The sequence below is a fragment of the Mesorhizobium sp. KR2-14 genome, assembly GCF_040049255.1.
Lineage (GTDB): Bacteria > Pseudomonadota > Alphaproteobacteria > Rhizobiales > Rhizobiaceae > Pseudaminobacter.
Genome location: NZ_JBDZDR010000003.1, coordinates 369,047 through 387,162 on the forward strand (window position 1 = coordinate 369,047; position 18,116 = coordinate 387,162).

Below are 18,116 nucleotides of genomic sequence, written 5' to 3' on the forward strand. Positions count from 1 at the left end.
CAATCGAGTTTCGCAACCCAAATGAGGCCTCCCGGAAGGGGGCCTTATTTGTCCGTGACGATCTTGACCTTGTCGCCGGCGGAAACGGTCGCACCGGGCGCAAGCCCGTTCAGTACCCGGAACAGGTCGAGCTTGCGCTCGACGCCGACCATGCCGGCGGCAAGGGTTCCGATGGTCTGGCCGGGCTGAACGGTCACGATGCGGATGCGCAGCGGCTTCAGCGCCGCTTTCTCGGCGGCCGTCAGAACCCGGAAACTGCTGCTTACGGTCTGCGACACGGAAGCCAGCGACGTGCTTGCCAGCGGGGCGGCGGTCAGCAGTCGATAGACCTGCTCGCCGGCCCGAATGACGGTGATGCCGAACTGCCAGCCGTCGGCACGCGCGGTGGCCGTGGCCGCCTCGTTGCCGTTGATCGTCTCGGCTCGCACGCTGGCGGCATCCAGCCCGGCCACCCAGCCGCTGCGCAGATAGTCGGTCAGCGGCAGCCGCGCGTCGATCGCCACCCCGTCGAAGCGGATGGCCATGTCGCCGGGGCCGGTGGCGGTGACGGCCGCTGCCGAATTGTCGATGACGAAGCCGGCCGGCACCGAGAACGAGATGCCCAGGCGCGGATGCAGGAAGGTGGTGCCGCGCACATAGCCTTCTTCCGGCGTGTCGCCATAGAGCATGCCATCTATGCCGGCCAGGAAGGAATCGCGGTCACGCAGGCCGACGCCATCGGGGCCGACGATGCGCGCATGGCGCTGGGCCAGCTCGACGCGCTGCGGCGTGTTGGGGTGGCTGGCCAGGAAGTCGAGGCTCGGATCGGTCGCGCCGGTGACTGAGCGGAAGTCGCTGTAGGCACCCATGGACTGCAGGAAGCGCCCGGCCGCATAGGGGTCGAAGCCGGCCTGGCCGCTGGCCTTGATGCCGATGGCATCGGCCTCGAGCTCCTGGTTGCGCGAGAATTGGGCAAGCCGCAGCTTGCCGCGGATCAGCGCCGCCTTGGCCGTTGGGCTTTCGCCAAGAACGTCCGTCACCACCTTGGTGGCCAGCACCTCCTCGGCTTCCTTCTGCTGGCGCTGGATGCCGTGGTTGGCGGTCACATGGCCCATCTCATGGGCGATGACGGCACCGAGCTCGGCCGAATCGTTGGCGAGCGCCAGCAGGCCGCGCGTGACATAGAGATAGCCGCCCGGCAGCGCGAAAGCGTTGACGTTGGGCGAATTGAGGATCGTGATGCGATAGGCTTGGGTCGGGTTGCCCGAAACGGTGGTCAGGTTGCCCACCACCTTGGCGACCATGCGCTCCAGCTTCGGGTCCGAATATTCGCCGCCATAGGTGGCCAGGATGCGCGGATGCTGGCTCCTGGCCAGTTCGGCCATGCGGTCGTTGCGCGAGACGTTGTCGACCGTGACGGGATTATTGGAAGGCTGGAAGCCCGATTCCTTCAGCTCGCTGTTTATTGCCTGGCACCCGGACACCAACGCCAGCACGGCCACAGCCATGCCCGCGCGCAGGCGCGTGCCTGTGGGCGAAAACGTCCATCCGGCGGAGATCAGGCGGGTCGACAGGGAACAGTTCCTTTCGTCGGGCGGGGCAGCGAAGCAACGCAGGCTAACTCAGGACGTAGCCACACTCCTCCTGACAAAACAAGAATCCGGACCGGCCCCTATGGTTCATCTGAATAAAAATTGTGTCCGCTTCCGGGCAACTTCCCGGATTCACGCCACATTGCCGCCCGTTCCAATATAGTCGCGGAAGGCCCTGGGCCCGCTTTCGTTGAAGAATTCGGCCGCCTTGCCGGCTGCAGCCACCGTTCCCCGCTCGAGAAACAGCAGGTTGCCGCCGATTCGCCTGGCGTCCTCGGGCTGGTGTGTCACGAAGACAACAGTCATGCGCCGTTCCACATGGACTGACATGACAAGGTCGACCATGTCCTCGCGCAGGGCCGGGCCAAGCGAGGCGAAGGGTTCGTCGAGCAGCAGCACCGGCCGGTCGCGCACCAGCACCCGTGCCAGTGCCACGCGCTGGCGCTCGCCGCCGGAGAGTTCTCGCGGCAGCCGCTTCTCCTTGCCGGCAAGTCCGGTCCGGGCAAGCGCATCAGAAACCGCCGCGCGATCGGCCTCGGTCAGGCGCAGCGCCGGCGAGCGGCCGAGCCCGACATTCTGCTCGACGCTCAGATGCGCGAAGAGGTTGTTTTCCTGGAAAACCATCGACACCGGACGGGCCGATGGCGGGGCGTTGGTGACATCCACGCCACCCATCAGCACGCGGCCGGATTCCGGCGTCTCGAAGCCGGCGATCAAATTGAGGAAAGTCGATTTTCCGGCGCCGCTGGGGCCCATCACCGAGGTGATGGACCCGGCCTCGATCGTAGCGTCGAAGCGCATGCGCATGTCCTCATAGGTGAAGGTCACATCAACCAGCCTGATGTCGAGGCCTCCGGTGCGGGCAGGCGAGGTCATGGCCTGGTTTCCTTTCCAAGGCGGTCGGCAAGCGCCATCAATGCCAGGCAGATGAGGCCGAGCAGCAGGGCAAGGCCGGCCGCGTCGGCGGTGCGGTAGCTGCCCATGCGGGCAAGCAGCAGATAGGGCAGGGTCTGCACCTGGTCGCTGCCGAACAGCGCGATGACGCCGAGGTCGCCGAGCGACAGCGCCATGGCGAAGGCAAAGGCGGTGGACAGCGGCCGGCGCAATACCGGCCATTCGATCAGGCGCAGCCGGTTCCAGCCGCGGATGCCAAGCTGGGCGCAGAGGCGCTCGTGCCGCTCGCTGGCGGCGTCGTGGGCCGGGCGGATGGCGCGCAGCGCAAACGGCATCGCCATCACCGCATTGACCGTCACCACCATCACCGGCGCAAGCGCGAAGACATCGCCGGCGTGGCGAAGGAGCACGAACCAGCCGGCGCCGATGACGATGGGCGGCACCACCAGCACGAAGCCGGCGCCGGTGTCGGTCGCGCGCTCCAGCAGGCTGCGCGCACCCTTGCCGGCGCGCTCCAGCGCCAGCGCCCGACGCGCCATGGTGAGCGCCACGGTCAGCACCACGCACAGCAGCGCCGACAGGCAGGCGAGAATGAGACTTGTGGCGGCGGCCCGGCGCACCGTGGTTTCGCCGGCGAGGCGGGCGAGATCGGCCTCGAGCCCCGACAGGACCGTCGCCAGCATCGGCCCGGCGACGAAGGCGAGGGTGATGGCGATCAGCGCGACGTCGAATGCGGTCTCGCCACGGCTTGCCGGAATATAGCGCCGCGAAGCCACGGAAAGGTTTGCGTCGCCGGTGACATTGGCGCCCAGCCGCGCCAGCGCCACCACCACCGCCATGGTGAGCAGGATCTGCAGTGCCGTCAGCGCCACGGCGCGGGCCGGGTCGAAGTCGAAGCGCAGCGACTGGTAGATCGCGACCTCCAGCGTCGAGGCACGCGGCCCGCCGCCCAGCGTCAGCACGATGGTGAAGGAGGTGATGCAGAGCATGAAGACGAGACCCGCCACGCCTGGCAGGCTGGCGCGCAGCGCAGGCCACTCGATCAGCCGGAAGCCGGCGCGCGCGCCCATGCCAAGCTGGCTCGCCAGCCGCCACTGGTCGGCGGGCACGGTGTTGAGTGCCTCTAGAAACAACCGGGTTGCGAGCGGCAGGTTGAAGAACACATGCGCGACCAGGATGCCCGACAGGCCGTAGATGCCCGGCCAGTCCCCGCCCGAGATCCTTGCCAGCGGGCCGGCGAAATAGCCTGCGCGGCCATAGAGCGCGAGCACGCCCAGCGCGGCGACGATGGCCGGCAGCGCCAGCGGTACGGCAAAGAGCCTGAGGATCAGGCCGCGGCCCGGGAAAGCCGGATGCCGCGACAGGGCGCGGGCGACGAAAATCGCCGGCACCACGGAGAGCAAGGTCGACAGCATCGCCTGCCACACGGTGAAGCGGGCGACACGGAACAGATAACCGTCGAAGGCGGCAATCGCGCCCGACAGGTCTTCGACGCCCTCGAGCACCAACCCCGCAAAGGCGCCGCCGATGAGCACGGCAATGGCAGCCAGCGCGACAACGCCGGCCACGATGCGCCCATCCCTCCCCCTCGAGGGGAGGGTCCGGCCGAAGGCCGACGGTGGGGTCGTTGCGGCCGTGCTCGACATTTGATCGCGCCCCGCTCTGCCTCCGGCGCCCCCCTCCGTCGTCTGCGGCGACACCTCCCCCTCAAGGGGGGAGGCTATGTTGCGGCTCTCGCTCACTCGCTCATCACGCCCAGCCACTCGTCCACCCATGCCTTGCGGTTGGCGGCGACTTCGTCGGAACCGATGGCAAGCGTCTTGGCCGGCCGGACGAGCTTGTCGAAGGCGGGGTCGAGCGGCTTGTCGGTCTTGCCGGCCGGGAACATCCAGTTGGTCTCGGGGATGGCGTCCTGGAAGCCGGGGCCGGTCATGAATTCCATGAATTTCTTGGCCAGCGGGTTCTTCTCGCCGGTGGTGGTGATGCCCGCCACTTCCACCTGCAGGTAGTGCCCCTCTTCGAAGGCGGCCGCCTGGTACTTGTCGGTCTTCTCCGCCACCATGTGATAGGCGGGCGAGGTGGTGTAGGAGAGCACCATCGGCGCCTCGCCCTTGGTGAACAGGCCGTAGGATTCGCTCCAGCCCGGCGTGACCGTCAGCACGCGCTTCTTCAGCTTGGCCCAGGCTTCCGGCGCCTGGTCGCCATAGACCGCCTTCACCCAGAGCAGCAGGCCGAGCCCCGGCGTGGAAGTGCGCGGGTCCTGGATGGCGATCTTCTCGGCCGGGTCTCCGTCCACCAGTTCCTTCAGGCTCTTGGGCGGGTTCTTCAGCGTCTCGGTGTTGTAGATGACGGCGAAGTAGCCGTAGTCGAAGGGCACGAAGGTGTCGTCGCTCCAGCCGCCCGGAACGTTCACCTGGGCAAGGTCGATGCCGGAGGGCGCGAACAGGCCGGTCGCCTTGGCTTCTGCCGTCAGGTTGGTGTCGAGGCCGAGCACGATATCGGCCTTGGTCGAGCTCCCCTCGAGCTTGACGCGGTTGAGCAGTGCGACGCCATCCGCCACCGAGACGAAATCGACTTCGCAGCCGCATTCGGCCTCGAAAGCCTTCTTCACCTGCGGGCCGGGGCCCCATTCGGAGGTGAAGCTTTCATAGGTGTAGACGGTCAGCTTGTCGGCGGCCAGCGCCGGCAGGGCGGCCGTAACGGCCAGGGTCGAGACAAATGAGAAAAGCAGCGTGCGCATCGGCGCCTCCTTCATCCAAAAGTTGAAAGGGAATTGAGGCGTCGGGCTTCCGATGCATCTAATCCCTCCGCCGGTACAAACCGGATCAGGTTCAGCGGGTTGGCCAGGTTTCCCCCTTGCCTCTCAGCCGAATCGCGGAAATTGCGTTCGGCACCCCGTTAGAGCGTCACGAGACATAGGCCGAAGCGTCCGGGCACGCAAGGCCACGCCTCGTTACTGCCTAAAGACGCGAAACCCGGCCTTCCGTTCCAAGGGCTGCGCGTGATAGAGCGGGCCACCATGAGCCGATTTTTCATCCTGCTCGGCGGCGAGCTCGTTCACACGCCGCGCATTGTCGCCCAGGCGGCGGGAAGCCGCGTCATCGCAGCCGATTCCGGCATCCGCCATGCCGAGATGCTTGGCGTGACGCCCGAGCTTTGGGTCGGCGACTTCGATTCCGTTCGTGCGGATCTCACCGATCGCTATGCCGGCGTGCCCCGCCGCGTGTTCCCGTCCGAAAAGGCCATGACCGACGGCGAACTGGCGGTGGCCGCCGCGCTTGAAGCGGGGGCCACCTCGCTGGTGCTTGCCGGCGCTTTCGGCGGCCCGCGCTCGGACCACGGCTTCCTTCACCTGGCGCTGGCCATGCGGCTGGCCGAGGCCGGCACAACAGTGCTGCTCACCAGCGGCGCGCAGGAGGGGCACCCGCTTTTGCCGGGAACCACCAGTTTCGACTATGCCGACGGGACGCTGTTTTCGATCCTGGCCTTTTCCGACCTTTCGGGGCTCAGCGAGGCCGGCGCGAAGTGGCCTCTCGACCGTGTCGAGGTGCCGTTCGGCTCCTCGCTCACCCTTTCCAACGAGGTGAAGGGCAGCTTGCGCATCTCGCTCGAACGCGGCCGCGCAATGCTTCTCGCTCACCCCAGTCCCCTACCGGAACACTGAACACGACATGGCGCCTCCGCTTCTCAATCTCGACGGCATCAAACTGACCTTCGGTGGCACGCCGCTGCTCGACGGCGCGGCGCTTTCGGCTTCCGCCGGCGACCGCATCGCGCTGGTCGGCCGCAACGGTTCCGGCAAGTCGACGCTGCTGAAGATCGCCGCCGGCATGGTCGACCCGCAGGACGGCGAAGTGTTCCGGCAGCCCTCGGCCACCATCCGCTACCTGCCACAGGTGCCGGACATGGACGGCTTTGCCACCGTGCGCGCCTATGTCGAGGCCGGCCTCGGACCAGCCGACGATCCCTACCGCGCCACCTATCTGCTCGAACATCTCGGGCTGACCGGAGACGAGCGTCCGGACGATCTTTCCGGCGGCGAGGCGCGCCGCGCAGCACTTGCGCGCGTCATGGCGCCTGAGCCGGACATCCTGCTGCTGGACGAGCCGACCAACCATCTCGACCTGAAAACCATCGAATGGCTGGAAGACGAGCTTGTCCGCTCCTCCTCGGCGCTGATCGTGATCTCGCACGATCGCCGCTTCCTGGAGCGTGTCTCCAAGGCCACCGTCTGGCTCGATCGCGGCCAGACGAAGCGGCTGGAGAAGGGTTTTGCCCATTTCGAGGAATGGCGCGACACGATCCTGGAGGAAGAAGAGCGCGAGCAACACAAGCTCGGCCGCCAGATCGTGCGCGAGGAGCACTGGCTGCGCTATGGCGTCACCGCGCGGCGCAAGCGCAACATGCGCCGGCTGGGCGAGTTGCAGGACATGCGCCAGCGCTTCCGCAACCATCGCGGCGCGGAAGGCACGGCCACGATGGTGGCCAGTGACGCGTCCGAATCCGGCAAGCTGGTCATTGAAGCCAAGAACATCTCCAAGAGCTTCGGCGACCTCACCGTGGTGAAGGATTTCTCCACGCGCATCCAGCGCGGCGACCGCATCGGCCTGGTGGGACCGAACGGCGCCGGCAAGACGACGCTGCTTAAGATGCTGACCGGCGAGCTTGCGCCCGACACCGGCAAGGTGCGGCTGGGCACCAATCTGGAAATCGCCACGCTGGACCAGAAGCGCGAAGCGGTCGACCCGCAGGAGACGCTGGCGCACTACCTGACCGATGGCCGCGGCGAAAGCCTCGTCATCAATGGCGAGCAGCGTCACGTCGTCTCCTACATGAAGGACTTCCTGTTCAAGCCCGAGCAGGCGCGCACGCCGGTGCGCGAGCTTTCCGGCGGTGAGCGGGCACGGCTCTTGCTCGCGCGCGTGCTGGCGCGGCCGGCCAACCTTCTGGTCCTCGACGAGCCGACCAACGACCTCGACATGGAAACGCTGGAGCTCTTGCAGGAGCTGGTTGCCGGCTTTCCCGGCACCGTCATCCTCGTCAGCCACGACCGCGACTTCCTCGACCGCACGGTCACCAGCGTGATCGCCCCGGAGGGCGACGGGCGCTGGCTGGAATATGCCGGCGGCTATTCCGACATGCTGGCCCAGCGCGGCGGCACGCGGCTGAACGACCGCCGTGACGCCCGCAAGCAGTCGGCTGAAGCGCCGCGCGCGGATGCCGCGCAGGCCGCGCCGAAGGCTCCCGCGAAAAAGCTGTCGTTCAAGCAGAAATTCGCGCTGGAAAACCTGCCCTCGAAGATGGCGGCGGTTTCGGCCTCAATCGCCGAGCTGGAAAACCACATCGCCGACCCGGCCTTCTACGAGCGCGACCCGAAGGGTTTCCAGAAAACCATCGCCGCCCTCGACAAGGAGCGTGCCACGTTGGTGGCCATGGAGGAGGAGTGGCTGGAACTGGAAATGCTGCGCGAGGAACTGGAGGGGTGAGACATTCCGACCGCAGGTCGGCGAAAAGCCAAGGATTTGGCTTTTCGAATGCCGAACGCCCGGAGCCCTAGCGAAGGGCAGGGGAGCGACGTCTGCTCGACCCGGATAAAAAAACGGCCCCGCAAGGGGCCGTCTCTCTTTGTCTAGCGCGTCATATCTCAGCCGTTGCTGTTGCCGGTGGCGGCCTGCCAGGCCTTCATCGCTTCGTCGAACACCTTCTGGCCGGGGAGGCCCTTTTCCATGGTGAACAGGGCGCGGCGACCGGATTTGTAGATGATCGGCACGTCGATCCAGCTCTGGCGGCGCAGCAGCGTCATGTTGGCTTCCGTCTCCGGCTTGCCGTCGTTGAGCGCGATGAGGAAGAAGCCGTCGGCGATCTTGGCCGGAATGCCGATAAGCGGGCTGCCGGCTTCCTGCTCGGAACCCTTCATCGACACGCGCAGCACATTCTCGATGCCGCCACCCTCGAAGCTCGGCGGTGTCAGGAAGATCACCTCGATGATGTGGCTGGCCGGCAGGGTTGCGTCCGCGTTGCGGCGGATGGTCATGCGCAGTTGCAGGTCCTTGCCCGGAATGGTCGCTTCGGCGCGGACGGCAGGCTCCGGCGGCAGGTCGCCCCCGGGGGATTCCTGCACGACCGACCAGACGATGTTGCCGGGCTCGGCCGAGCCCTGGGCGACGCTGGTGCGCTCCTCGTAGAATATCGCGCGCTGGCCGACGGCGACGCCGGGCTGCGCGGCTGGCGTGCTGCCAGCGGCGGGAGCGGTCGTGCCCGTGGGTGCCGGCGCGATGGCGGTGCCTGCGTCCTGCGGCGGCTGGGTGGCCGCGGCAACGGAAGTGCCTTCGCCGATTGCTGCCGTGCCGCCGGCAGGGCCTGCGTCGATCTCCGTGCCGTTGGCATTCAGCCGCTGCGTGAATTTGGGTTCGGCCCCGGGTTCGCCAGCCGCCTGGGCAGGCTGCGCCGTCTCGGGCTCGCCGCTTGGCGCTGCCGGTTCTGTCTCGGCTGAAGGAGCAGGCGCCGCGGCCTCCTGCCCAGTGGGCCCCGTGTCGGATGACTTGCCGCCGAAAAGAGCGTAGCCGCCGCCTGCGACGACGACCAGCCCGACGGCTGCCGCTGCTGCGATCGTGATCAGCCGGCGCTTGTCGCGTCCGCCTTCCGCCTCCGCCACATCGGCGAATTCATCATCATCATCGCTTTCATCGCTGACGGGGGGATAAAACCCGCGCTTTGCCGGCTCCGCGCTCTCGGGCTCAGCCGGCGCCGCGCTCTCCGGCTTGGCAAAGCGGGGCGGCATGGCGGCCGGAGCGGTTGCAGGCTCGGCCTTTGCCGGCTCTGGCAGGCCAGCGGTTGGCTGCGCGGCTGCCTCGGTTTTTGGCACGGCAACCGGTTTGGGTGCTGGTGTTTCAGCCACGGGCGCCATGGGCCGCGGCCGCGGGCGGGCCTGCACGGGCTCGTCGCGCGCGGCCTGCGGGCGCGTGGGCTCCAACGGGGCGCTCTTCCGGCTCTCGATCGAGGCGAAGACGCTGTCCAACTCGTCCAGGGGATCGTCGCTGATCTTGGGGCGGGCGTGGTCCGAATAGTCCTTCTCGATCGTCGCGATGGCATCTTCCAGCGCACGCTTCTGGCGGTCCACGACAGCTTGCGGCGGCGGCGGGTTGATCGCCGCCAGCTTGGCGTCAATGGTCGCACGGGCCTTGTCGTAGACCTTCTGCCGCAAGGCGGGCGTCGGATCGGTCAACCCGTCCAGCGTCTTCTTCAGAACCGCAACGAAATCTGCCATGCTTCTTTCGACCTGTAGGTTTCCATCCCGGCCGGCTTTGCTCCGGCCGGGAATGGGCAAAAACTAGTCTTGAAACGGATCGGTCACAAGTATGGTGTCGTCCCGCTCGGGGCTGGTCGACAGCAGCGCCACCGGCGCTCCGATCAGTTCCTCGATGTGGCGCACATACTTGACCGCCTGGGCCGGAAGGTCGTTCCAGCTGCGCGCGCCCTTGGTCGTGCCCTTCCAGCCTTCCAGCGTCTCGTAGACCGGCTCCACGCGCGCCTGCGCGCCCTGGCTCGCCGGCAGGTAGTCGATCAGTTCGCCGTCGAGCATGTAGCCGGTGCAGACCTTGATCTCGTCGAGGCCGTCGAGCACGTCAAGCTTGGTGAGCGCGATGCCCTTGATGCCGTTGACGGCGACCGCCTGGCGCACCAGCACCGCGTCGAACCAGCCGCAGCGCCGCTTGCGCCCCGTCACCACGCCGAACTCATGGCCCTTGGTGCCGAGGAACTCGCCGATTTCGTTCTGCTGCTCGGTCGGGAAGGGGCCTTCGCCGACGCGGGTGGTGTAGGCCTTGGTGATGCCGAGCACATAGTCGATGGCGCTTGGCCCCATGCCCGAGCCGGGTGCTGCCTGGCCGGCCACGGTGTTGGAGGAGGTAACGAAGGGGTAGGTGCCGTGGTCGATGTCGAGCAGCGTGCCCTGCGCGCCTTCGAACAGGATGCGCTCGCCGGCGCGGCGGCGATCGTCCAGGATCTTCCAGACGCGGTCCATATAGGGCAGGATCTTGTCGGCGACGGAGGTCAGCTCCTGCATGATCGTCTCATGCGCCACCTCGGCATGGCCCAGCCCGCGCCGCAGCGCATTGTGGTGCGTCAGCAGGCGGTCGACCTTTGCGGGCAATGTGTTCAAGTCTGCCAAATCCATCACGCGAATGGCGCGGCGCCCGACCTTGTCCTCATAGGCGGGGCCGATGCCCCGGCGGGTGGTGCCGATCTTGGTGCCCGAACTGGAGGCCGCGTCTTCGCGGAATCCATCGAGCTCCCGGTGGAGCGACAGGATAAGCGAGGTGTTTTCGGCTATTTTCAGGCAATCAGGCGTCACCTCGACGCCTTGTTCACGCAGCTTGTCGGCCTCAGCCACGAAGGCGTGCGGGTCGAAGACCACGCCGTTGCCGATTACGGAGAGCTTGCCGTTGCGCACGATGCCGGAGGGGAGCAGCGAAAGCTTGTAGACCTTGCTGTCGATCACCAGCGTGTGGCCGGCATTGTGCCCGCCCTGGAAGCGCACCACCACATCGGCGCGTTCCGACAGCCAGTCGACGATCTTGCCCTTGCCTTCGTCGCCCCACTGCGAGCCGACGACAACCACATTGGCCATGACTTCATCCCTTCCATGCCGCGCGTGCGGCGCAAACGTATAGAACGACAGGCCTCTATAATCGCAAGAAACCCGGAACGCGACCATTCTTTGGGGGTTCAGGTGCAACAATTTCGTCGCGCCCGGTGTCCTGGCGCCCTGTGGCCTTCAACATTGCGTGCTTATGACACCGCTACCAGCATAGCTGGCAGAAGGTGGTGGTAGGCTGATTGTCTGGCTTCTTGCCGGCAATTTTGCTATCATGATAGCGAAATGGAGTGCGGCCATGGCGCAGTTGCTGGTCAGGCAGATTGATGACGACGTGAAGCGACGCTTGCAGGAGCGGGCGGCACGCCGGGGCGTGAGCATGGAGGAGGAGGCCCGGGAGATCATCCGGGCAGCGGTGCTGACCGATCCTGGAACCGAAACTGGATTGGGCAGCCGGATCGCTGCACTCTTTCGCGATGTCCCCGACAACAACGAACCATTGCCGAAGTTGCCCCGGCAGCCATTCAAGCCGGTCGATTTCAGCGAATGATAGTTCTGGATACCAACGTCATCTCTGCTCTCATGCGGCCGGCGGTGAACCCGGAGGTTGTTTCGTGGCTCGACCGCGAGAGCTCGAGCGCCATCTGGATAACGGCCATAAGCGTTCTCGAAATTCGATCCGGGCTCCTTCTTTTGCCCGACGGCAGGCGCAAGAGCGACCTCCTCGAACGCTTCGATCTATTTCTGGACGATGCGATTGCCGGCCGAGTCCTGCCGTTTGATCGCAACGCAGCCGAAGCTGCTTCGAGCCTGAGCGCCAGACGCATAGCTATCGGCCGCAACATAGATGCGTTGGACACGCAGATCGCCGGCGTCGCAATTTCCAGGCGAGCGGCGTTGGCTACCCGCAACGTCAAGGACTTCAACGACATCGATGTGCCGCTGATCAATCCGTGGCCCGACTGACCAAGAAAAAAGCGCCGGTTGCCCGGCGCTTTTGCGGCAATGCAAGTTAGGCTCGCCTCAGTTGCTGTTGACGTCGAAATGCAGCGGCCTGGCCGAGTCGATCGCGTGGTGCGCGCGCACCTTGGCCAGCACTTCCTCCGGGAAGGGCGCGTCAAGATAGAGCAGCGCGATGGCGTTGCCGCCCGGCCGGTCGCGGCCGAGCGCGAAGTTGGCGATGTTGACGCCGTTCTCGCCGCAGACGGTGCCCAGCAGGCCGATGATGCCCGGCGCGTCGGCATTGGTGGTGTAGAGCATGTGCTGCCCCACCTCGGCGTCGAGATTGATGCCCTTGATCTGGATGAAGCGCGGCTTGTGGTCGGAGAAGCAGGTGCCGGCAATCGAGCGGGTCTGCTTCTCGGTCTTGACCGTCAGCTTGATGTAGCCGTCGAACACGCCCGACTTGTCGCGCTTGACCTCGGCGACGATGATGCCGCGCTCCTTCACCATGATCGGCGCCGACACCATGTTGACGTCGGCCACCTGCGGGCGGATCAGCCCGGCAAGGGCGGCGCTGATCAGCGCCCTGGTGTTCATGCCGGCGGTCGAGCCGTCGAACAGAATCTCGACCTCCTTGATCGGGTCTTCCGTCACCTGGCCGACAAAAGCGCCGAGCACTTCGGCGAGCTTGACGAACGGCTTCAGCCGCGGCGCTTCCTCGGCCGTGATCGAAGGCATGTTGATGGCGTTGGAGACCGCGCCCTTGATCAGATAGTCCGACATCTGCTCGGCGATCTGCAGCGCGACATTCTCCTGCGCTTCGGTGGTGGAGGCGCCCAGATGCGGCGTGGTCACCACGTTCTCCATGCCGAAGAGCGGGCTGTCTGTGGCCGGCTCCACCTCGAACACGTCGATGCCGGCGCCAGCCACCTTGCCGCTCTTCAGCGCGGCGATGAGGTCCTGCTCCACGATCAGGCCGCCGCGCGCGCAGTTGATGATGCGCACGCCCTTCTTCATCTTGGCGATGGCGTCGGCGTTGATGATGTGGCGGGTCTTGTCGGTCAGCGGCGTGTGCAGCGTGATGAAGTCGGCGCGCGCGAACAGGTCGTCCAGTTCGACCTTTTCGACGCCAAGCTCGGCGGCACGGTCCTCCGACAGGAACGGGTCGAAGGCGATGACATGCATTTTCAGGCCCACGCCGCGCGAGGCCACGATGGAGCCGATATTGCCGCAGCCGATCACGCCCAGCGTCTTGCCGGTAATCTCCACGCCCATGAAGCGGTTCTTCTCCCACTTGCCGGCCTGGGTGGAGGCATTGGCCTCGGGAATCTGGCGGGCCAGCGCAAACATCAGCGCAATCGCATGCTCGGCGGTGGTGATGGAATTGCCGAAGGGCGTGTTCATCACGATGATACCGCGGCGGCTGGCAGCCGGGATGTCGACATTGTCAACGCCGATGCCGGCGCGGCCGACGACCTTTAGGTTGGTCGCAGCGGCGATCAGCTTTTCGGTGACCTTGGTTGCCGAGCGGATGGCGAGACCATCATATTGGCCGATGACTTCGGCAAGCTTTTCCTTGTCCTTGCCGAGGTCGGGCAAATAGTCCACCTCGATGCCGCGATCCTTGAAGATCTGGACGGCAGTGGGGGAGAGTTTGTCGGATACGAGTACGCGAGGTGCCATGAAAGGCCTCCATCAGGTGAAATTCAAATCATCGGGGGTGGCGACCGTCCCAACCCGGCCGCCATATGCTTGAAAAGCTCAGGCCGCCTTTGCGAGCGCGGCCTTTTGATTTGTGAACGCCCAGTCGAGCCAGTGCGTCAGCGCTTCGAGGTCGGAAGTCTCGACCGTCGCGCCGGTCCAGATGCGCAGGCCCGAAGGCGCGTCGCGATAGGCGCCGATGTCATAGGCGACGCCTTCCTTGTCCAGCGCCGTCACGATGCCCTTGGCAAAGGCAGCCTGCGCCTCGGCGTCGAGCGCGGTCACTTCCGGATCGGCGATGGTGAGGCAGACCGAGGTGTTCGAGCGCGTGGCCTGATCGGAAGCCAGATTGGCGAGCCAGGGCGTCTTCTCGACGAAGGCGTCGAGCACCGCGAAGTTGCGGTCGGCGCGGGCAACCAGGGCGTCGAGGCCGCCGATCGACTTCGCCCAGTTGAGCGCGTCGAGATAGTCTTCCACCGCCAGCATGGACGGCGTGTTGATGGTCTCGCCCTTGAAGATGCCTTCGATCAGCTTGCCGCCCTTGGTCAGGCGGAAGATTTTCGGCAGCGGCCAGGTCGGCTTGTAGGTCTCCAGCCGCTCGACGGCCCGCGGCGACAGGATGAGCATGCCGTGCGCGCCTTCGCCACCCAGCACCTTCTGCCAGGAGAAGGTCACCACATCTAACTTGGCGAAGTCCAGCTTCTGCGCGAAGGCGGCCGAGGTCGCGTCGCAGATCGTCAGGCCCTGGCGGTCCGCCGGAATGAAATCGGCGTTCGGCACGCGCACGCCGGAGGTCGTGCCGTTCCAGGTGAACACCACATCGCGGTCGAAATCGACATTTGCGAAGTCGACGAGTTCGCCATAGGGCGCTTCGAAGGTGCGGACATCCGCCAGCTTCAGCTGCTTGGTGACGTCGGTCACCCAGCCCGCGCCAAAGCTTTCCCAGGCGACCATGTCGACGCCGCGGGCGCCGAGCAGCGACCAGAGCGCCATTTCGACGGCGCCGGTATCAGACGCAGGCACGATTCCGATGCGATAGTCGGCCGGCACCTGCAGGACCTCACGCGTCAGGTCGATTGCCTGCTGGAGCTTGGTCTTGCCGATCTTGGCACGGTGGGAGCGGCCGAGGGCCGCGTCTGCGAGAGCTTGGAGGGACCAGCCGGGGCGCTTTGCGCAAGGGCCGGATGAGAAATTGGGATTGGCCGGACGCAAGTCCGGCTTCGGCAGTGTGGTCATGTTGATCCTATCCTTCCAGATAGCACGCCCCTCGTTGGGGAGGGGTGGCCCACGGGCGGAGATATGGCAAAGCGCTGCCGGCCGCAAGGGAAAAACGAATTTGCGACAATGCGCCTTCTGCTTGGCGGGGGGCAGTCTCAACCGGCGTCGGTATCGCCCTAGGGGATCGGCCTAGCTGCCATACCGCCGAAGATGGGCCGGTCCCGGCGGTTTGGCCGACTGTCGCAGGCGCGCGATTTGCTGAAACATGGGGACCTGGCCCTCAGGCAACCATCGGCCGGCGAGATGCTCGGCGCCGCGCGTCCACCCCCCACGAGCGTGTGTGCGCCGAGCCCCTTGCCGCGTCAAAGCCGCGGCTCGCTTACGGCCTACCTCTTTTGGCGATCAGCACTTTTGAGGACTTTCGCCCTGGTCCCGTTCGGCCTCTTACTTGTTCTCCCCTACGTTGACTGCAGTGAGGCTTGGCCGCCGGGTCGAGCCTCACATTTTTTGGCCGCGGGCCGGTGTGCTGAGTTGGCGGCTGCCGGGGCGCCGAACGGTGTTGTGATTTGTTGCATGCCGGACGAGGGAATAGGTTTCGTGGAGAGCGAATGCGCTTTGCCAAGGCCCGGCCGACGGCTCTGGTCGGCCCTGTGCCCGCGGCCCGCCTGATGGGAGGTGAAGATGCGCAAATACATCGACTGCCGCGAATTCCCGAGCGAGATGAAGTGCACCGTCCTGATTGCCGCCGACACGGAGGAGGAACTTGTAAACGCGGCTGTGCAGCACGCGGTTGCCGTTCACGGCGAGCACGACACGCCGGATTTCCGGTCCGAAATCAAGAAAGCCATTCACGAGGGCATGCCGAATGGCTGACGCGACGCCAGCCGGGCCCTGATCGACGGAAGCAATAGGCCATTCCGATGGGAATGCGGTGGCGGGTCAGCCCGCCCCCCGGTGTGTATCGATGCTGCTACCAGAGATCGTAGCGAAGCCCGACCTTAAGCTGGTGAAGGTTGATGCCCTTGTGGACTAGATAGGAATCGAGGTCCTTCACAGCCACGTACTGGGCGTCGGGCGCCGAAAGAAACTGGTAGCCCACATCGATGGAGGTGTTCGGGGTCACCTGGTAGTTGAGCCCTGCACCCAGCGAATAGGCGAAGGACACCTGCTTCTTGTTGTCGAAGATTTCGACGGCGGCAGCTCCGTCGGCGATGCGGATGCCCAAATCCCGCTTGGTATAGACGAAGCCCAGGCCTGCGCCGACATAGGGCGTCAGGCCGACGAAGGTGCCCAGATCGACATAGGCATTCGCCATGCCGCTCCAGGCCTGGTTCTTGGCGTTTGCAAAGACGGCGAAATCGCCGCCGAGCGGTCGCTCGTCATATTCCACGCCGAACTTGTTCTTCGACAGGAAGGCGAAGTTCAGTTCGCCGCGCAGGAAGTCGTTGAAGTGATAGCCCATGCCGACGCCGCCAAACAGGGCGGTGTTGTCTTCGCTATAGGCGGCGATGGGCAGCACGCCAATGTCGAAATCCTTGAAGGGCTTGTTGAAAGTGTAGCCGAGGTCACCGCGAAGATACCAGCCGGAGCCCACCTCCACGGGAACGTATTCCGGTGCGTTCTCGATCACGATGGGCGGTTCGTAGTCGGCCGCCACCGCCGGCGCCGATTGCCAAAGAACCGCCGCGGCGAGCGACAGGGCGATACGCGATTGCAGGCTCATTGTTGCAAACCCCCGAAATTGGCGCCGGACGAAGAAAAGGCTCCAGTCGCCGTCGAGGGGCATTGTTAACCATAGTGGTTAAGTGGCGGTTAAGGCTAACGCCTGGTTAGCGGAATTGTCCGGGCCGCCGTGCGAAGCGCTCGCGCGCAGGAACGGTCATGACGAAAAAGCCGCCCGGCTCGGCCAGGCGGCTTCTGGTAATGGGAGCGAGCCCGTGAGGGCCAGCGCAGTTACTTGTAGACCGGCGCCACCGGTTCCGGCTCGTAGGCCACCACCTCGGGCTCGGCGCAGGCGGTGCGGCCGGGGCCGAACTGGTAGCGCAGGCCGGCCCGCACCTCATTCACGTTGAAGCCCTTGTCGAAGCCTGGCCCGGCGCCCGGGCCGCCGGCCGAAGAGTCGGCATATTCGAACATGCGTCCGCCATTGATCCGGGTGAAGCGGTAGCCGGCGTCGAGCTCCAGGTTGCTGTTGAAGCAATAGGAGGCGCCGGCCATCAGCGCATAGGCGAAGCGCCAGTTCCTGGCGCCCTTGTGGCGGTCGTCCACGCCGGGGAACTGGTTCCTCAGGTCGCCCCATTTCACCTGGGCGCCGCCGATACCCGCGCCGAGATAGGGCGTGACGCGGTTCCACGTGCCCAGATCGACATAGGCGTTGGCCAGCAGCACCAGCGCCGTGTAGGACGAGGTGTCAGTGGAAACGTCGGTGAAGTCGGAGGTCTGGCCGGTGAAATTCGACTTGAACCAGTAGTCGACGGTCAGGTCGGTTCGGAAATAGTCATTGACCTGGTAGCCGACGCCGGCCCCGAGCGACATCGCCCCCTTGAGGTTGCCGAAGTCGAAGGATTTCGAGCCAGGCACGGGAACCGGGCCGCAGCCCGAGTTGCAGACGCCATAGGTGATGTAGTCGGCACCGCGGAATTGCGACCAGTGGTAGTCCAGATCGCCGCGCAGATACCAGCCGCCGACGGCCACTTGCTGGTAGACCACTTGAGGGGCTTCAACGACCTGCGGCTCATAAAGATCGGCTGCCATGACGGGGGTGGACAGGCCAGTCATGGCCAAGGCGGCGAGGAGCCGCTTGGAAAACTCGTGCATTGTCTCTACCTCTGCGAACCCCGCGCGCAACGCTGAGGCCAGTTGAATTGCGCATGGATAATGCCGAGTAAAGGTTAAGTGCCGCTTAACCACGTTTGCTCACCACGAGTGAGTGTTCGGAAGCTCGAAAAGGGAGAACCGAGGCCATGCCGGTCATCAAGGTGGAAATGTTCAGCGGCCGCACGGTCGAGCAGAAGCGCCAGCTCGTCAAGGCGCTGACCGATAGCTTTGTGGCCGTGTGTGGCGGCAAGCCCCAGTCGATCCACGTCATCATCGAGGACGTGGAAAAGACCAACTGGGGCATCGGCGGCGAACTGAGCTCGGATCTCTATCCCGACCCCCAGCCCGCCGGCAGCAACTGAACGCAGCGAACCGCG

The 18,116-nt window shown here is 65.5% G+C and carries 16 protein-coding genes and 1 riboswitch; of the genes, 6 read left to right on the forward strand and 10 right to left on the reverse strand.

What is annotated here, in order from left to right:
- Positions 1 to 44: 44 nt before the first annotated feature.
- The 4 genes from ABLE86_RS10700 to thiB all read right to left on the reverse strand — a co-directional run bounded on the left by ABLE86_RS10700 (position 45) and on the right by thiB (position 5,205).
- A complete protein-coding gene (locus tag ABLE86_RS10700; protein ID WP_348778927.1) occupies positions 45 to 1,487 on the reverse strand; it encodes a M48 family metalloprotease in 1,443 nt (480 codons plus the stop codon).
- Positions 1,488 to 1,703: 216 nt separating this feature from the next.
- Positions 1,704 to 2,447 (reverse strand): thiamine ABC transporter ATP-binding protein, encoded by a 744-nt coding sequence (thiQ, locus tag ABLE86_RS10705; protein ID WP_348778928.1) that lies wholly within the window; start codon positions 2,445 to 2,447, stop codon positions 1,704 to 1,706.
- Positions 2,444 to 4,033 (reverse strand): thiamine/thiamine pyrophosphate ABC transporter permease, encoded by a 1,590-nt coding sequence (gene thiP / locus ABLE86_RS10710; RefSeq protein WP_348778929.1) that lies wholly within the window; start codon positions 4,031 to 4,033, stop codon positions 2,444 to 2,446. The genes thiQ and thiP overlap by 4 nt, the downstream gene beginning before the upstream one ends.
- A gap of 170 nt (positions 4,034 to 4,203) precedes the next feature.
- Positions 4,204 to 5,205: a thiamine ABC transporter substrate binding subunit gene (gene thiB, locus ABLE86_RS10715; protein WP_348778930.1), complete on the reverse strand. Its 1,002-nt coding sequence runs from the start codon at positions 5,203 to 5,205 to the stop codon at positions 4,204 to 4,206.
- Between the two features lie 45 nt (positions 5,206 to 5,250).
- A riboswitch (TPP riboswitch) is annotated at positions 5,251 to 5,373 on the reverse strand.
- A gap of 111 nt (positions 5,374 to 5,484) precedes the next feature.
- On the opposite strand from thiB, the gene ABLE86_RS10720 reads away from it, so the two are divergent.
- On the forward strand, positions 5,485 to 6,129 hold the full coding sequence (locus tag ABLE86_RS10720) for a thiamine diphosphokinase (RefSeq protein ID WP_348778931.1): 645 nt from the start codon (positions 5,485 to 5,487) through the stop codon (positions 6,127 to 6,129).
- Positions 6,130 to 6,136: 7 nt separating this feature from the next.
- Positions 6,137 to 7,951, forward strand: a complete 1,815-nt coding sequence (locus tag ABLE86_RS10725) for an ABC-F family ATP-binding cassette domain-containing protein (RefSeq protein WP_348778932.1) — start codon at positions 6,137 to 6,139, stop codon at positions 7,949 to 7,951.
- 158 nt (positions 7,952 to 8,109) lie between these two features.
- Here ABLE86_RS10725 and ABLE86_RS10730 read toward each other — a convergent pair whose 3' ends face one another.
- Complete coding sequence (locus ABLE86_RS10730) at positions 8,110 to 9,732, reverse strand: hypothetical protein (protein ID WP_348778933.1); 1,623 nt, start codon at positions 9,730 to 9,732, stop codon at positions 8,110 to 8,112.
- A 63-nt stretch (positions 9,733 to 9,795) separates the two neighbouring features.
- Positions 9,796 to 11,094, reverse strand: a complete 1,299-nt coding sequence (locus tag ABLE86_RS10735) for an adenylosuccinate synthase (protein ID WP_348778934.1) — start codon at positions 11,092 to 11,094, stop codon at positions 9,796 to 9,798.
- Between the two features lie 265 nt (positions 11,095 to 11,359).
- Here ABLE86_RS10735 and ABLE86_RS10740 point away from each other — a divergent pair, with 265 nt between their 5' ends.
- Both ABLE86_RS10740 and ABLE86_RS10745 read left to right on the forward strand, forming a co-directional pair.
- Positions 11,360 to 11,611, forward strand: coding sequence for a plasmid stabilization protein (locus ABLE86_RS10740; protein WP_348778935.1), 252 nt, complete (start codon positions 11,360 to 11,362; stop codon positions 11,609 to 11,611).
- Positions 11,608 to 12,027: a type II toxin-antitoxin system VapC family toxin gene (locus ABLE86_RS10745; RefSeq protein WP_348778936.1), complete on the forward strand. Its 420-nt coding sequence runs from the start codon at positions 11,608 to 11,610 to the stop codon at positions 12,025 to 12,027. Before ABLE86_RS10740 ends, ABLE86_RS10745 begins: the two co-directional genes overlap by 4 nt.
- 57 nt (positions 12,028 to 12,084) lie before the next feature.
- Here ABLE86_RS10745 and serA read toward each other — a convergent pair whose 3' ends face one another.
- A complete protein-coding gene (gene serA, locus ABLE86_RS10750; RefSeq protein WP_348778937.1) occupies positions 12,085 to 13,686 on the reverse strand; it encodes a phosphoglycerate dehydrogenase in 1,602 nt (533 codons plus the stop codon).
- Positions 13,687 to 13,764: 78 nt separating this feature from the next.
- Positions 13,765 to 14,940: a phosphoserine transaminase gene (locus ABLE86_RS10755; RefSeq protein WP_348778938.1), complete on the reverse strand. Its 1,176-nt coding sequence runs from the start codon at positions 14,938 to 14,940 to the stop codon at positions 13,765 to 13,767.
- A 663-nt stretch (positions 14,941 to 15,603) separates the two neighbouring features.
- On the opposite strand from ABLE86_RS10755, the gene ABLE86_RS10760 reads away from it, so the two are divergent.
- Positions 15,604 to 15,795, forward strand: coding sequence for a DUF1059 domain-containing protein (locus ABLE86_RS10760; RefSeq protein ID WP_348778939.1), 192 nt, complete (start codon positions 15,604 to 15,606; stop codon positions 15,793 to 15,795).
- A 97-nt stretch (positions 15,796 to 15,892) separates the two neighbouring features.
- Here the strand turns inward: ABLE86_RS10760 and ABLE86_RS10765 are convergent, their stop codons facing one another.
- Together ABLE86_RS10765 and ABLE86_RS10770 are read right to left on the reverse strand one after the other, a co-directional pair.
- A complete protein-coding gene (locus tag ABLE86_RS10765; RefSeq protein ID WP_348778940.1) occupies positions 15,893 to 16,645 on the reverse strand; it encodes an outer membrane protein in 753 nt (250 codons plus the stop codon).
- Between the two features lie 230 nt (positions 16,646 to 16,875).
- Positions 16,876 to 17,739, reverse strand: a complete 864-nt coding sequence (locus tag ABLE86_RS10770; protein ID WP_348778941.1) for an outer membrane protein — start codon at positions 17,737 to 17,739, stop codon at positions 16,876 to 16,878.
- Positions 17,740 to 17,834: 95 nt separating this feature from the next.
- On the opposite strand from ABLE86_RS10770, the gene ABLE86_RS10775 reads away from it, so the two are divergent.
- Positions 17,835 to 18,101 (forward strand): 2-hydroxymuconate tautomerase, encoded by a 267-nt coding sequence (locus tag ABLE86_RS10775; RefSeq protein ID WP_348778942.1) that lies wholly within the window; start codon positions 17,835 to 17,837, stop codon positions 18,099 to 18,101.
- Positions 18,102 to 18,116 lie beyond the last annotated feature (15 nt).

Excerpts from the sequence above, each read along its gene's own strand:
- ABLE86_RS10700 (WP_348778927.1), bottom strand. The coding sequence starts at position 1,487 with ATGGCTGTGGCCGTGCTGGCGTTGGTGTCCGGGTGCCAGGCAATAAAC.
- thiQ (WP_348778928.1), bottom strand. The coding sequence starts at position 2,447 with ATGACCTCGCCTGCCCGCACCGGAGGCCTCGACATCAGGCTGGTTGAT.
- thiB (WP_348778930.1), bottom strand. The coding sequence starts at position 5,205 with ATGCGCACGCTGCTTTTCTCATTTGTCTCGACCCTGGCCGTTACGGCC.
- ABLE86_RS10720 (WP_348778931.1), top strand. The coding sequence starts at position 5,485 with ATGAGCCGATTTTTCATCCTGCTCGGCGGCGAGCTCGTTCACACGCCG.
- ABLE86_RS10725 (WP_348778932.1), top strand. The coding sequence starts at position 6,137 with ATGGCGCCTCCGCTTCTCAATCTCGACGGCATCAAACTGACCTTCGGT.
- ABLE86_RS10730 (WP_348778933.1), bottom strand. The coding sequence starts at position 9,732 with ATGGCAGATTTCGTTGCGGTTCTGAAGAAGACGCTGGACGGGTTGACC.
- ABLE86_RS10735 (WP_348778934.1), bottom strand. The coding sequence starts at position 11,094 with ATGGCCAATGTGGTTGTCGTCGGCTCGCAGTGGGGCGACGAAGGCAAG.
- ABLE86_RS10740 (WP_348778935.1), top strand. The coding sequence starts at position 11,360 with ATGGCGCAGTTGCTGGTCAGGCAGATTGATGACGACGTGAAGCGACGC.
- ABLE86_RS10745 (WP_348778936.1), top strand. The coding sequence starts at position 11,608 with ATGATAGTTCTGGATACCAACGTCATCTCTGCTCTCATGCGGCCGGCG.
- serA (WP_348778937.1), bottom strand. The coding sequence starts at position 13,686 with ATGGCACCTCGCGTACTCGTATCCGACAAACTCTCCCCCACTGCCGTC.
- ABLE86_RS10755 (WP_348778938.1), bottom strand. The coding sequence starts at position 14,940 with ATGACCACACTGCCGAAGCCGGACTTGCGTCCGGCCAATCCCAATTTC.
- ABLE86_RS10760 (WP_348778939.1), top strand. The coding sequence starts at position 15,604 with ATGCGCAAATACATCGACTGCCGCGAATTCCCGAGCGAGATGAAGTGC.
- ABLE86_RS10765 (WP_348778940.1), bottom strand. The coding sequence starts at position 16,645 with ATGAGCCTGCAATCGCGTATCGCCCTGTCGCTCGCCGCGGCGGTTCTT.
- ABLE86_RS10770 (WP_348778941.1), bottom strand. The coding sequence starts at position 17,739 with ATGCACGAGTTTTCCAAGCGGCTCCTCGCCGCCTTGGCCATGACTGGC.